Annotated in this window: 12 protein-coding genes; 7 read left to right on the forward strand and 5 right to left on the reverse strand. The window is 73.0% G+C overall.

The window, feature by feature from the left end; genetic code table 11:
* Window positions 1–47: 47 nt before the first annotated feature.
* The 6 genes from AC07BF_RS23215 to rny all read left to right on the forward strand — a co-directional run bounded on the left by AC07BF_RS23215 (window position 48) and on the right by rny (window position 6,185).
* On the forward strand, window positions 48–638 hold the full coding sequence (locus AC07BF_RS23215; RefSeq protein ID WP_363584599.1) for a GNAT family N-acetyltransferase: 591 nt from the start codon (window positions 48–50) through the stop codon (window positions 636–638).
* Window positions 635–829, forward strand: coding sequence for a DUF3046 domain-containing protein (locus AC07BF_RS23220; protein WP_363584597.1), 195 nt, complete (start codon window positions 635–637; stop codon window positions 827–829). The genes AC07BF_RS23215 and AC07BF_RS23220 overlap by 4 nt, the downstream gene beginning before the upstream one ends.
* A gap of 207 nt (window positions 830–1,036) precedes the next feature.
* Window positions 1,037–2,170, forward strand: a complete 1,134-nt coding sequence (locus AC07BF_RS23225) for an AI-2E family transporter (RefSeq protein ID WP_363584633.1) — start codon at window positions 1,037–1,039, stop codon at window positions 2,168–2,170.
* Between the two features lie 177 nt (window positions 2,171–2,347).
* A complete protein-coding gene (gene recA / locus AC07BF_RS23230; protein WP_363630360.1) occupies window positions 2,348–3,466 on the forward strand; it encodes a recombinase RecA in 1,119 nt (372 codons plus the stop codon).
* A 4-nt stretch (window positions 3,467–3,470) separates the two neighbouring features.
* Complete coding sequence (recX, locus tag AC07BF_RS23235) at window positions 3,471–4,559, forward strand: recombination regulator RecX (protein ID WP_400808578.1); 1,089 nt, start codon at window positions 3,471–3,473, stop codon at window positions 4,557–4,559.
* Between the two features lie 156 nt (window positions 4,560–4,715).
* Window positions 4,716–6,185: a ribonuclease Y gene (rny, locus tag AC07BF_RS23240; RefSeq protein WP_363630359.1), complete on the forward strand. Its 1,470-nt coding sequence runs from the start codon at window positions 4,716–4,718 to the stop codon at window positions 6,183–6,185.
* A gap of 58 nt (window positions 6,186–6,243) precedes the next feature.
* Here the strand turns inward: rny and AC07BF_RS23245 are convergent, their stop codons facing one another.
* The 5 genes from AC07BF_RS23245 to AC07BF_RS23265 all read right to left on the reverse strand — a co-directional run bounded on the left by AC07BF_RS23245 (window position 6,244) and on the right by AC07BF_RS23265 (window position 11,465).
* Window positions 6,244–7,992: an FAD-dependent monooxygenase gene (locus AC07BF_RS23245; RefSeq protein ID WP_363584591.1), complete on the reverse strand. Its 1,749-nt coding sequence runs from the start codon at window positions 7,990–7,992 to the stop codon at window positions 6,244–6,246.
* Between the two features lie 122 nt (window positions 7,993–8,114).
* Window positions 8,115–8,966 carry an amino acid ABC transporter permease gene (locus AC07BF_RS23250; protein WP_363584589.1) on the reverse strand — a complete coding sequence of 284 codons (852 nt, stop codon included), beginning with the start codon at window positions 8,964–8,966 and terminating at the stop codon, window positions 8,115–8,117.
* Entirely contained in the window at window positions 8,963–9,613 is a 651-nt protein-coding gene (locus AC07BF_RS23255) for an amino acid ABC transporter permease (RefSeq protein ID WP_363623182.1), read from the reverse strand. The genes AC07BF_RS23250 and AC07BF_RS23255 overlap by 4 nt, the downstream gene beginning before the upstream one ends.
* Before the next feature lie 55 nt (window positions 9,614–9,668).
* Window positions 9,669–10,571: a glutamate ABC transporter substrate-binding protein gene (locus AC07BF_RS23260; protein ID WP_363623184.1), complete on the reverse strand. Its 903-nt coding sequence runs from the start codon at window positions 10,569–10,571 to the stop codon at window positions 9,669–9,671.
* A 120-nt stretch (window positions 10,572–10,691) separates the two neighbouring features.
* A complete protein-coding gene (locus tag AC07BF_RS23265; RefSeq protein WP_363584583.1) occupies window positions 10,692–11,465 on the reverse strand; it encodes an amino acid ABC transporter ATP-binding protein in 774 nt (257 codons plus the stop codon).
* Window positions 11,466–11,836: 371 nt separating this feature from the next.
* Between AC07BF_RS23265 and AC07BF_RS23270 the strand changes: the two genes are divergently transcribed.
* Window positions 11,837–12,592 (forward strand): response regulator transcription factor, encoded by a 756-nt coding sequence (locus tag AC07BF_RS23270; protein ID WP_478333871.1) that lies wholly within the window; start codon window positions 11,837–11,839, stop codon window positions 12,590–12,592.
* Window positions 12,593–12,594: the final 2 nt, after the last annotated feature.

A 12,594-nucleotide genomic window follows, 5' to 3' on the forward strand; every position in this document is an offset into this window, starting at 1 on the left:
CGGAAAACCGGGTGACGCCGCCCGGGCCGGCGGGTGAGGATCGGGGCGTGACCGTCTTCCTCACCACCGAGCGGCTGGTGCTGCGCCGCTTCACCGCAGCGGACGTCGACCACCTGGTCGAACTGGACGGCGACCCGGAGGTGATGCGCCACCTCACCGGCGGGCGGCCGACCGCGCGGGAGCGGGTCGAGGGCGAACTGCTGCCGCTGTACCTCGCGCACCACCGGCGGTACGGAGACCTCGGCTGGTGGGCGGCCGAGGAGCGGGACGGCGGGGCCTTCCTGGGCTGGTTCGAGTTCCGGCCGACGCGGGACGGCGACCGCTCCGAGGTCGAGCTGGGGTACCGGCTGCGCCGGGCCGCCTGGGGGCTCGGGTACGCGACCGAGGGGGCGCGGGCGCTGGTCCGCCGCGGCTTCACCGAACTGGGCGTGCGGCGGGTGGTGGCGTACACGATGACGGTCAACGCGGGCTCGCGGCGGGTCATGGAGAAGACCGGGCTGTCGTTCGTCCGCACCTTCCACGAGGACTACCCGGAGGCGATCCCCGGCAGCGAGCACGGTGAGGTCGAGTACGCGCTGACGGCCGGGCAGTGGCGGGCCCGGAGCGGGGCCGCGCGGTCCGGGATACTGGAGCCATGAGGCTGACGGAGTTCTGGCGACGGATGCACGCGCACTTCGGGGAGGCGTACGCGGAGTCCTTCGCCTCCGACCACGTGATGAGCGAACTCGGCGGGCGGACGGTGCGGCAGGCGCTGGAGGCGGGCTGGGAGGCCAAGGACGTCTGGCGGGTGGTCTGCGAGACCCAGGGCGTCTCCGGCGTGCTGCGCTGACCACCGCCCGCCCGCGGGACCGACCCCGCCCCGGCGGGGTGCCCGGTGCTCGGGCGGTTCCGGGGGATGGGTGAGACTGTCGGAGTGACAAGCAGCGCAGAAGCACAGAATTCGGACAGGACGGCGCGGGTCGCCGACGAGGCTCCGGGCCCGCCGCCCGAACCGCGGCTGCCGGAGGGCGCGGCCGGCGGCCTCTGGGGTGGCGGGATGCCGCGCTGGCTGCCCCGGGCGATGGTGCTGGCCCTGGTGCTGGTCGGGCTGTTCCAGCTCGCCGACTGGGCCTTCCACCAGCTGATCGACCTCTTCGTGATGCTGCTGGTGGCCTTCTTCCTCTCGCTGGCGCTGGAGCCGGCCGTCGACCGGATGGCGGCGCGCGGGGTGCGTCGCGGGATCGGCACCTTCCTGGTGTTCGTCGCGGTGGGGATCGCGGTGATCGGGTTCCTCGCGGCGCTCGGCACGCTGCTGGTCGATCAGGTCGCGAAGATCGCCGGGGACCTGCCGCACCTGGTCGACAACCTGATCAACTGGGTGAACCGGACGTTCCATCAGGACCTGTCGCTGGGCGAGCTGCAGAAGAAGCTGCTCAAGGACTCCGGCGCGATCGAGAGCTACGCCCAGCAGGCCGCCGACAACGTCTGGGGCCTCTCCTCCACCGTGATCGGCGGGCTCTTCCAGGCCTTCACGGTCGGGCTGTTCACCTTCTACTTCACCGCCGAGGGCCCGCGGGTCCGCCGGACGGTCTGCTCGATGCTGCCGCCCGCCAAGCAGGGCGAGGTGCTGCGGGCCTGGGAGATCGCACTCGCCAAGACCGGCGGCTACCTGTACTCCCGGGCGCTGCTCGCGGTGGTCTCCGCGATCGGGCACTGGGTGATGTTCGCGCTGCTCGACCTGCCGTACGCGGCCGCGCTGGCGGTCTGGGTCGGCGTCATGTCGCAGTTCGTGCCGACCATCGGGACGTACCTGGCCGGCGCGCTGCCGGTGCTGGTGGCGCTCACCGTGCAGCCGGTGGACGCGCTCTGGGTGCTGATCTTCGTGGTGGTCTACCAGCAGGTCGAGAACTACCTGCTGCACCCGAGGATCACCGCGCGGACGGTGGACGTGCACCCGGCGGTCGCGTTCGGCGCGGTGATCGCGGGCGCGGCGCTGCTCGGCGCGGTGGGCGCGCTGATCGCCATCCCGGCGGCGGCCACCTTGCAGGGCTTCGTCGGGACGTACGTGCGGCGGTACGAGGTGGCCACCGACCCGCGGATCGACCGGGGCGAGCAGCGGCGGGCCCGGCGGGAGCTGCGCCGGGAGGCGGCGCGGCGGCTGCGGCGGATGGTCGGCGGCGACGGGAGGTGACCCGGCCGGCGGTGGCGGTACCGTTCGGACGTGCGAGGCTTGAATCGAACAGTTGTTCTCTATACTCTCCGGCGAGGAGTTTTCCACAGGCGGAGCCGGGTCGGGCTCGTTTGTCAGTGGGACGCGCTAGCGTCGAGGACGATGAAGCGCACAGCACAGAACCCGAGGGTGGAAGCCATGGCAGGTACGGACCGCGAGAAGGCCCTTGAGAACGCACTCGCTCAGATCGAGCGGCAGTTCGGCAAGGGCTCGGTGATGCGCCTGGGCGAGAAGGCCAACGAGCCGATCGACGTGATCCCCACCGGGTCCACCGCCCTGGACGTCGCCCTCGGTGTCGGCGGTATCCCGCGCGGCCGGGTGGTCGAGATCTACGGCCCCGAGTCCTCCGGCAAGACCACCCTGACCCTCCACCTGGCGGCCAACGCCCAGCGGGCCGGCGGCACGGTCGCCTTCGTCGACGCGGAGCACGCGCTCGATCCCGAGTACGCCAAGAAGCTCGGCGTGGACACCGACGCCCTGCTGGTCAGCCAGCCGGACACCGGTGAGCAGGCGCTGGAGATCACCGACATGCTGATCCGCTCCGGCGCGGTCGACCTGATCATCATCGACTCGGTCGCGGCGCTCGTCCCGCGCGCGGAGATCGAGGGCGAGATGGGTGACTCGCACGTCGGTCTGCAGGCCCGGCTGATGAGCCAGGCGCTGCGCAAGATCGCCGGTGCGCTGAACCAGTCGGGCACCACGGCGGTGTTCATCAACCAGCTGCGCGAGAAGATCGGCGTCATGTTCGGCTCGCCGGAGACCACGACCGGTGGCCGGGCGCTGAAGTTCTACGCCTCCGTCCGGCTGGACATCCGCCGGATCGAGACCCTGAAGGACGGCACCGAGGCGGTCGGCAACCGCACCCGCGTCAAGGTGGTCAAGAACAAGGTCGCCGCGCCGTTCAAGCAGGCCGAGTTCGACATCCTCTACGGCGTCGGCATCAGCCGCGAGGGCGGCCTGATCGACATGGGCGTCGAGCACGGCTTCATCCGCAAGTCCGGCGCCTGGTACACCTACGAGGGCGACCAGCTCGGCCAGGGCAAGGAGAACGCCCGCAACTTCCTGCGGGACAACCCGCAGCTCGCCGACGAGATCGAGCGGAAGATCAAGGGCAAGCTCGGCATCGGCCCGAAGACCGAGGAGCCGGCAGAGGGCGAGGCCGCGGCCGCTGCCGCCGACGGCGCCGCGAAGCCGATCACCGCGACCGCCGCCAAGACGGCCGCGGCGAAGAAGACGGCGGCGGCCGCCAAGGCCTGAACCGTTGACGCAGCACGACGCAGTGGGTGAGGGCGGACCGGCGGGTCCGGACGGCGACGACTACGGGCCGCCGGACTGGTTCGCCGCCGTGGCGGGGGAGCCGGAGCCGCCGTTCGAGGCGACGCCCCGGGCGCGGTCGCAGTCCCGGAAGGGGCGGCGGCGGGAGCGGTCCTCCGCCGCACAGTGGGCATCCGGTCCGGAGCCGGAGTTCGACCGGGCGCCGGCCCGGGCGGTGCGCGGCGCGGCGCCCGGGCCGGCTCCGGCGGAGCCGACGGTGGACGAGCTCGGGCTCGTCTCCGCCTCCGAACTGCCCACCGGCCGCCGCAGGCGGCGATCGGCACTGGCGGCCGAGGAGTTCGACGAGGCCGGCTCCGCGACGGCGGGCAGCGGCCGGGGCGAGGCCGGGGCGGTCGGTCACGGGGGTGTGACCGCCCCGGCCCCGCGCACCGGTGCCGGGGCGCGTCGTGGGCGGCGCACTGCGGCCGGGCGCTCCGCCGGGCACGCCTCGGACGAGGCGGGCGCTCCGGGTGACGAGCGAGACCCCTCCGCCCGTACCGGCCGAACCGCGCGGAAGCGGGCCGGGGCCGAGGAGACGGCCGATCCCGAGGGCCGTGCCCGCGACATCTGCCTGCGGCTGCTCACCGGCGCCGCCAAGAGCCGCAAACAGCTCGCCGACGCCCTGCGCAAGCGGGAGATCCCGGACGACGTCGCCGACGAGGTGCTCACCCGGCTCGAAGAGGTCGGGCTGATCGACGACGCGGCCTTCGCCGCGGCCTGGGTGGAGTCCCGGCACGCCGTCCGGGGGCTGTCCCGGCGGGCGCTGGCCCAGGAACTGCGCACCAAGGGCGTGACCGCGGACCTGGTCGAACAGGCCGTCGCCCAGCTCGACCACGACGACGAGACCGAGGCCGCCCGGGCGCTGGTGGACCGCAAGCTGCGGTCCACCCGGGGGCTGGACCCGCAGGTCCGGATACGGCGGCTGGTCGGCGTGCTGGCCCGGCGCGGCTACTCCGAGGGGCTGGCGTTCCGGGTGGTGCGGAGCGCGCTGGACGAGGAGGAGCCGGGCGAACCGTCGGGAACCGGGAGGGACTAGTGGCCGTCCGGTAGCTATTGCGTACGCTTCTTGGTCCAGTCCAGGTCGAGTCTTGACCGTTTCGTGACCCGCGCCTAGCCTCGCACTCAGTGCGGGGGCGCTTCCGGACGGCGGTCCACGCCGGGCGGCGGACAGCGGTGACGGGGAGTGGGCGGCATGAGGATCTCTGCGGGCACCGGATCGGACGCCTCCCTGCTGCTCCTCGCCGGGTCGGCCGGCGCCGTCCTGCTGCTCCTCGCCGTCCTGGTCGGGTTGCTGGCCAAGCGGCTCCGGGCCGCCCAGCGGCGCGCCGGCGTCGAGGCCGAGCGCGTTCGCGGCTGGGCCGAGCAGCAGACCTCCCGGCAGCGGGCCGAACTCGACCGGCGTGAGGAGCAGTTGGCCGAGGAGCTGCGCCGGGTCCGGACCAGGGAGGACGAACTCGCCGCGCGCTCCGCCGAGCTGGAGCGCGCCCGGGGCGAGGCCGAGGCGCTGGTGACCCGCCGGGTGGCGGTGCTGGAGCGGGCCGGCGGACTCTCCGCCGAGCAGGCCCGCGCCGAACTCCTGCGCGAGGCCGCGACCACGGCCCGGCGGGAGGCCGCGGTCACGGTCCGGGAGCTCGAGCGCGAGGCCAGGGAGGAGGGCGAGCGCCGGGCCCGGGGCATCCTCGCCGGGGCGATCCAGCGGCTGGCGACGGTGCAGACCGCCGAGACGGCGGTCACCGTCTTCCGGCTGCCGAGCGAGGACATGAAGGGCCGGATCATCGGCCGCGAAGGCCGCAACATCCGTGCCTTCGAGGCGGTCACCGGCGTCAACCTGATCATCGACGACACCCCCGCGACGGTGCAGCTCTCCTGCTTCGACCCGGTCCGCCGGGAGACCGCCCGGCTCACCCTGGAACAACTGGTCGAGGACGGCCGGATCCACCCGACCCGGATCGAGCACGTCCACGAGCGCAGCCGCGAGGAGGTCGAGCAGTGCTGCGTCCGGGCCGGTGAGGACGCCCTGCTGGACGCCCGGGTCGGCGGGATGCACCCCGAACTCGTCCGCACCCTGGGCAGTCTGCGCTACCGGGTCTCGTACGGGCAGAACGTGCTCGGGCACCTGCTGGAGTCCGCGCACCTGGCCGGGATGATGGCCGCCGAGCTCGGGGTGGCCCCGGAGCCGGTACGGCGGTCGGCACTGCTGCACGACATCGGCAAGGCGCTCACCCACGAGGTCGAGGGCAGCCACGCGGCGGTCGGCGCGGACTTCGCCCGCCGGCACGGGGAGTCCCCGGAGGTGGTGCACGCGATCGCCGCGCACCACGGCGAGGTGGAGCCGCGCACCGTGGAGGCCGTGCTCACGCAGGCCGCGGACGCCTGTTCGGGCGGGCGGCCCGGGGCGCGCAAGGAGTCGCTGGAGGTGTACGTGCGGCGGCTGGCGCGGCTGGAGGAGATCGCCCGCGCGCACGAGGGCGTGGCCGAGGTGTATGCGATGCAGGCGGGGCGCGAGGTACGGGTGATGGTGCGGCCGGAGGAGGTGGACGACCTCGGGGCGCAGCTGATCGCCCGCGAGGTCGCCCGGCAGGTCGCCGAGGAGCTGACCTATCCCGGCCAGATCCGGGTGACGGTGGTCCGGGAGAGCCGGGCCATCGCGGTGGCGAGTTAGGCCCTGCCCGGCCCTGCCAGGCCCTGTCCGGCGCACGCCCGGGGCGCGCGCCAGGGCCCTACGCGCGGGGTGAGTCCACCTGCCGGGGCGCCTGGCGGACGGCGGGCTCCGGCGCGGGGTCCTGGTCGGGCTCGGCTTCGGGTGCGCCGGCGAGCGGGGCCGGCCCGCCCCGGGCGCGGTCGGCGAGCGCCAGCAGGTCTTCGGCGGCGGCGCCCTGGGTGGCGCCGACCAGGTGCCCGTCCGGCCGGATCAGCAGCACGGTGTGCGGCCCGGCCTCCGGGTACTCCTCGGTGACCAGCACTTCGGCGGGCACCGGCAGCGCGGCGGCGACCTCGGCGAGCCGGGGCATCAGGCCGGCGCCCAGCCAGTGCTCGGCGGACCAGACGGCGGTGCCGGGGGCGACCAGCAGCAGCAGGAAGGTGACGCCGAGCCGGGCGTGCAGGTGGTCCGGGGTGCCGTCGGCGGCGAGCACCGGCAGGTCCGGGACGAGCACGCCGGGGGCAGTGGCCGGCAGCAGTTCGCTGAGCGAGGTGGTGCCGCGGGCGCCGCGCTGGACCGGCACCCGGCCGGGGACGCCCGAGGGCGCGGCCGGGTAGGCGGGCGCGCCGCCGAAGCGGCCGGTGCCGAGCTGTCCGTCGGCGAGCAGCGGTGCGTGCTTGCGGAAGCCGCCGACCAGCAGCGAGCGCCGGGTCTGCTGCCAGCCGCGCAGCGGGCGTAGCAGCGGCATGGACTGGTCGACGGCGCGCAGCCGGGCGCCGACCGCGCCGCGCCGTTCGGCCTCGTAGCCGTCCAGCAGGGAGCCTCCGGGTTGTGGGCCGCCGGAGTGGAGGTGCCAGGCGAGGGAGAGCCGCCAGGCGAGGTTGTCGGCGTCGCGCAGCCCGTCGGCCAGGTTCTGCATGCCGAGCGCGCCGTGCAGGTGGGCGGCGTCGCCGGCGAGGAAGCAGCGGCCGCTGCGGAACCGGGCGGCGAGGCGCTGCTGGGCGGTGTGGTCGGCGGCGGCGAGCAGGTCGAAGCGGGGGAGTTCGCCGCACCAGCCGGTGAGGGTGGCGGTGACCCGGGTGAGCAGGGTGTCGCCGGTGACGACGCCGGGCCAGGTGGCGTGCGGGTCGACGGTTTCGGTGGGGGCGGGCCGCCCGGGGGGCAGCCGCCAGTCGAGCCGCCAGACGCCGTCCGGCAGCGGGCGTGCGGAGGCCTCGCGGTCGCCGCGCCACGGGGGCTCGCGGTGCAGCCGGGCCTCGTGGAAGGGCAGGTCGACCCGGACGGTGGCGATGGCGTTGCGGTCGACGGCGGGGCGGCCGGGGAAGCGGATCTTCAGGAGCTTGCGGACGGCGGATCTGGCGCCGTCGCAGCCGACCAGGTGGCTGCCGCGCCACCAGGTGCTGGAGCCGTCCTGGGTGCCGTGGGTGCGGACGCTGACGCCGTCGCGGTCCTGTTCCAGTTCGACGACCCGGCTCAGCGGGACCAGCCGGACCAGCGGGGTGCCGGTGAGGGCGTCGCGCAGGCCGCGCTGGAGGCGGTGCTGGGGCAGGTGGAAGGCGGGGGAGTCGGTGAGGTCGATCCGCAGCACCTCCTGGCGGCGGCGCCAGACGGTGAAGGAGTCCCAGAGGGCGGAGTCCGAGACGGCCCGCGGGTAGCCGATCCGGGTGAGGAAGGCGGCGGTGTCGGCCCCGAGGACGACGCTGCGCGGGCCCTCGGGGCAGAGCCCGGAGCCCTCGTCCAGGACGATGGTCGGCACCTCGTGCCGGGCGAGGGCGAGGGCCAGGGCCAGACCGACCGGTCCGGCCCCGACCACGATCACCGGGTCCATGTGGTGACCTCCGGGCACGAACCGGCCGATGGGCCGGCGTCAGTTACCGCTGCCGCATATGCCGCGTGGATGCTCCCGGGAGGTGTCACGAAGAGCAATGCAACAGTTCACCTGCGTGTGCGTCAAGCAGCAGCTGAAGTGCGCCGGTTCGCGCCGCGACGGCCGCGCGCTTCGATCCACCGGGCGAGGGCGGTCAGCAGCAGGCACATGGCGATGTAGATCGGACCGATCACCAGCACCACGGGGATGTAGGGGAAGCCCGCGGCGTTGATCGGCTGGCTGGCGATCGCCTTGCCGACGAACAGCAGCTCGTGGAAGGTGATGACGAAGCCGAGCGAGGTGTCCTTCAGGGTGACGACCAGCTGGCCGATCATCGAGGGCAGCATCGAGCGGATCGCCTGCGGCACCAGGATGCCGGCCATCACCTGGGTCTTGCGCATGCCGAGCGCGTAGGCCGCCTCGGCCTGGCCGCGCGGGACGGCGTTGACGCCGCTGCGGATGATCTCGGCCTGCACCGAGCCGTTGTAGAGGGTGAGGCCGAGCACCAGCGCCCACATCGGCTCCTTCGCGAAGAACGCGTAGTAGAGCGCGACGATCAGGATCAGCAGTGGCATCGCCCGGAAGAACTGGACGAAGCCGACGGCCGCCCAGCGGACCGGCTTGTGGTCGGAGAGCTGCCCGGCGGCGAGCAGGCCGCCCAGGGCGAGCGAGAACAGTGCGGCCAGGCCGAAGGCCTCCAGGGTGGAGAGCAGGCCGTCCACGATGCGCTGCTGGACGGTGTTGTACTGGAACGCGTCCCACATCTGCGGGTCGAACTGGCCGTTGTCGGAGAGCGCGGCGAAGACGTACCAGAGCAGGGCGGCGACACCGATCAGCGCCAGCACCCCGAACAGCCGGTACCGGGTGCGGGCCCGCGGGCCGGGGGCGTCGTAGAGGACGCTGGCCGTGGGGGTGCGGGTGAAGAGGTTGCTCATCGGGCCACCGCCAGTCGGGATTCCAGGACGCGGAACAGCGTGGCGACCGTGGCACTGATCACCAGGTAGGCACAGGCCACCCAGAAGAAGATCCCGAAGATCGCGTAGCCGCGCTCGGAGAGGGTCTGCTGCACGCTGTACAGCTCGCTGACGCTGAACGCGCCGGCGATCGCCGAGTTCCTCGGCAGCGCGATGAACACGCTGCTCAGCGGGGCCAGGACGGTCCGGGTGGCCTGCGGCAGGATGACCAGGGTGAGGGTCTGGCCGAAGCTCATGCCGAGGCTGCGGGCCGCCTCGGCCTGGCCGAGCGGCACGGTGTTGATGCCCGAGCGGATCACCTCGCAGACGAACGAGGCGGTGTAGCCGCCGAGCGCCAGCACCGCGAAGGTGAGGTGGCCGAAGTGCACCCCGAGCGGCGGCAGGCCGAAGGTGACGGCGAAGAACAGCAGGGTCAGCGGGGTGTTGCGGAACAGCGTGACCCAGGCGGTGCCGAAGGCACGCAGGACCGGCACCGGGGAGACCCGGAAGGCCGCCAGCAGGGTGCCCAGCAGCAGGGCGAGCAGGGCGCTGAGCGCGCTCAGCTCGATCGTCTGCAGGAAGCCGTCGCGGAACAACGCGAAGTTGTCCTGCTCGAACAGGAACCCCATCCGGCGGCCCTCCTCTCATCAGATGGTCAGGACGGATGGTCGGGCGTGGACCGGATCAGTAGCGTTCGAGGGCCGGCACGGCCGGCGCGGCGGAGCCGGACGCGCCCAGGGTCGCGTCGTAGGCCTTCTTCCAGTCGCCGTTGTCCTCGTGGGCCTTGAGCGCGTCGCTGATGGCGTTGCGCAGGACCGCGTCGTCCTTGTTGAGACCGACGCCGTAGTTCTCCTTGGTGAACGGCTTGCCGACCACCTTGAGCTTGGGGGCGTACTTGGAGGCGTAGCCCTTGAGGATCGCGTCGTCGGTGGTGACCGCGTCGACCTCGCCGGACAGCAGCTTCTCGACGCAGGCCGAGTAGGTGTCGAACTGCGTGATCTTCGGGTTGTACTGCTGGATGTTCTTGATCGAGGTGGAGCCGGTGGCGGTGCAGATGTTCTTGCCGCCGACGCTCTCCGGGCCGGTGATCGAGGTGTTGTCGGCCTTCACCAGGAAGTCCTGGCCGGCGATGTAGTACGGGCCGGCGAAGGAGACCGTCTTCTTGCGCTCGTCGTTGATGCTGTAGGTGCCGACGTAGAAGTCGATCTGGCCCTTGGCGATGGCCGGCTCGCGCTGCGAGGAGACCAGCGTCTGCCACTTGATCTGCTGCGGGCTGAAGCCGAGGTCGGCGGCGATCATCTTGGCGATCTCGATGTCGAAGCCGCTGCGGTCGCCGCTGGCGACGTCCTCGAAGCCCAGGAACGGCTGGTCGGCCTTGGCGCCGATGATCAGCTGACCGCGCTTCTTCGCCTCGGCGAGGATCGCCGAGTCGATCTTGACGTCGGTCTTGACCGTGTAGGTGGGCAGCGCCGGGGCGTTGCCGCTGCTCGCGGCGGTGGCGCCGGGGGTGCCGTCCTTGCCACAGGCGGCGGTGGCGGTGAGCGCGACGGCACAGAGCGCGACGGCGAGGGTGCGACGAGTCCTCATGAGGGTTGTTCTCCTGGGAGCTGGGCCACGGCTAACCGGGCTCTGGCGTCTGGAAGGTGCGTGCGCGGGCAGGGCCGCCCGGCGTCCTTGCCGGCGGCGGTCCCGCGTGGTCTCGAAGCGTCAGTGGTGGAGGATCTTCGAGAGGAAGTCCTTGGCACGGTCGGAACGCGGCGCGGTGAAGAAGGCGTCCGGGGTGTTCTGCTCGACGATCCGGCCGTCGGCCATGAACAGCACGCGGTTGGCGGCGGAGCGGGCGAAACCCATCTCGTGGGTGACCACGACCATCGTCATGCCGTCGGCGGCCAGCTGGCGCATGACCTCCAGCACCTCGTTGACCATCTCCGGGTCGAGGGCCGAGGTGGGCTCGTCGAAGAGCATCACCTTGGGCTTCATCGCCAGCGCCCGGGCGATCGCCACGCGCTGCTGCTGGCCGCCGGAGAGCTGGGCGGGGAACTTGTCCGCCTGTGCGCCGACACCGACCCGCTCCAGCAGTTCGCGGGCGGTCTTCTCGGCCTGCGCCCGGGCGATCCCGCGCACCTTGACCTGGCCGATGACGACGTTCTCCAGCACCGTCTTGTGCGCGAACAGGTTGAAGCTCTGGAACACCATGCCGACCTCGGCGCGCAGCCGGGCCAGCTCCTTGCCCTCGGCGGGCAGCGGGCGGCCGTCGATGGTGATCGTGCCGGAGTCGATGGTCTCCAGCCGGTTGATCGTCCGGCAGAGCGTCGACTTGCCGGAGCCGGACGGCCCGATCAGGACCACGACCTCGCCCTGGACGATCTTCAGGTCGATGTCCTGGAGGACGTGCAGCGCTCCGTAGTGCTTGTTCACGCTGCTCAGCACGACCAGGGGGGCGGCTGCAGGGGTGGAGTCCTCGACCGGATTCTCGGCCATCGCGCCTGCTCCCTCGTGTCGGCCCGTGAAAGTCTGAACTCCCTTGGGCGGCAATGGTGGTACGAAATCCGGGAGCCGCGACCGGCGGAGCCGCAGCCCCCGGTGGGCCGACCATAGGAGTGATGACGACGTGCCGTCAGCCGATCTGAGCGGAACTTGAGGATCACGAAACGGCCACACGCTGCTCGCGGGCTGTTCGCCGGGTCGCCAACGGGGCATGTGAAAGCGGGCGTCCGCGCCGGCGCGCCCCGCCCCGTGGCAGCCGTCGGGCGACCGAGCCTGGCGCCGGGCCGCCCACTGGCTCATACTGCGCAGGACCGGGGCCCGACCGGGCGGTCCCGGTGATCAGGTGGGGGAAGGAGGAGAACAGGATGCGACTGCTGCTCGTCGAGGACGACGAACGCGTGGCCGCCGCGCTGGTCGTGGTACTGGGCCGGCACGGCTTCCAGGTCCGGCACGCCCGCAGCGGGCACGAGGCGCTGGACGCCCTGGTGCCGGACGGGAACGACCCGTACCGGGTGGTGCTGCTCGACCTCGGGCTGCCCGACCGCGACGGCTTCGAGGTGTGCAGCCGGATCAGGGCCGGCAGCGGCGTCCCGGTGATCATGGTCACCGCCCGCGCCGACATCCGCTCCCGGATCCACGGCCTCAACCTGGGCGCCGACGACTACGTCACCAAGCCCTACGACATGGGCGAGCTGCTCGCCCGCATCCACGCGGTGGCCCGCCGCGGCGCCGCCCCCGCCTCGGTGGCGGTGCCCGCGCCCGACGCCGTCCCGCAGCAGCGCGGCCCGCTGGAGTCCCGCGGCATCCGGATCGACCGGGAGCGCCGCCGGGTCAGCGTGGACGGCCGGGACGTGCCGCTCACCCGCAAGGAGTTCGACCTGCTCGCCCTGCTCGCCCAGAGCCCCGGCGTGGTCTACCGGCGCGAGCAGATCTTCAGCGAGGTCTGGCGCAGCGGCTGGGAGGGCAACGGGCGCACCCTGGAGGTGCACATCGGCTCGCTGCGCAACAAGCTCGCGCTGCCCGGCCTGGTCGAGGCCGTCCGCGGCGTCGGCTACCGCCTGATCCCGGAGTCCCCGGCGCCCGCCGCGGACCCGGCCCCGCCCGCCCCCGCGGAGCGCTGACC

The sequence above is a fragment of the Kitasatospora sp. NPDC043950 genome (assembly GCF_056435345.1).

Excerpts from the sequence above, each read along its gene's own strand:
- AC07BF_RS23220 (WP_363584597.1), top strand. The coding sequence starts at position 635 with ATGAGGCTGACGGAGTTCTGGCGACGGATGCACGCGCACTTCGGGGAG.
- AC07BF_RS23225 (WP_363584633.1), top strand. The coding sequence starts at position 1,037 with ATGCCGCGCTGGCTGCCCCGGGCGATGGTGCTGGCCCTGGTGCTGGTC.
- recA (WP_363630360.1), top strand. The coding sequence starts at position 2,348 with ATGGCAGGTACGGACCGCGAGAAGGCCCTTGAGAACGCACTCGCTCAG.
- rny (WP_363630359.1), top strand. The coding sequence starts at position 4,716 with ATGAGGATCTCTGCGGGCACCGGATCGGACGCCTCCCTGCTGCTCCTC.
- AC07BF_RS23245 (WP_363584591.1), bottom strand. The coding sequence starts at position 7,992 with ATGGACCCGGTGATCGTGGTCGGGGCCGGACCGGTCGGTCTGGCCCTG.
- AC07BF_RS23250 (WP_363584589.1), bottom strand. The coding sequence starts at position 8,966 with ATGAGCAACCTCTTCACCCGCACCCCCACGGCCAGCGTCCTCTACGAC.
- AC07BF_RS23255 (WP_363623182.1), bottom strand. The coding sequence starts at position 9,613 with ATGGGGTTCCTGTTCGAGCAGGACAACTTCGCGTTGTTCCGCGACGGC.
- AC07BF_RS23260 (WP_363623184.1), bottom strand. The coding sequence starts at position 10,571 with ATGAGGACTCGTCGCACCCTCGCCGTCGCGCTCTGTGCCGTCGCGCTC.
- AC07BF_RS23265 (WP_363584583.1), bottom strand. The coding sequence starts at position 11,465 with ATGGCCGAGAATCCGGTCGAGGACTCCACCCCTGCAGCCGCCCCCCTG.
- AC07BF_RS23270 (WP_478333871.1), top strand. The coding sequence starts at position 11,837 with ATGCGACTGCTGCTCGTCGAGGACGACGAACGCGTGGCCGCCGCGCTG.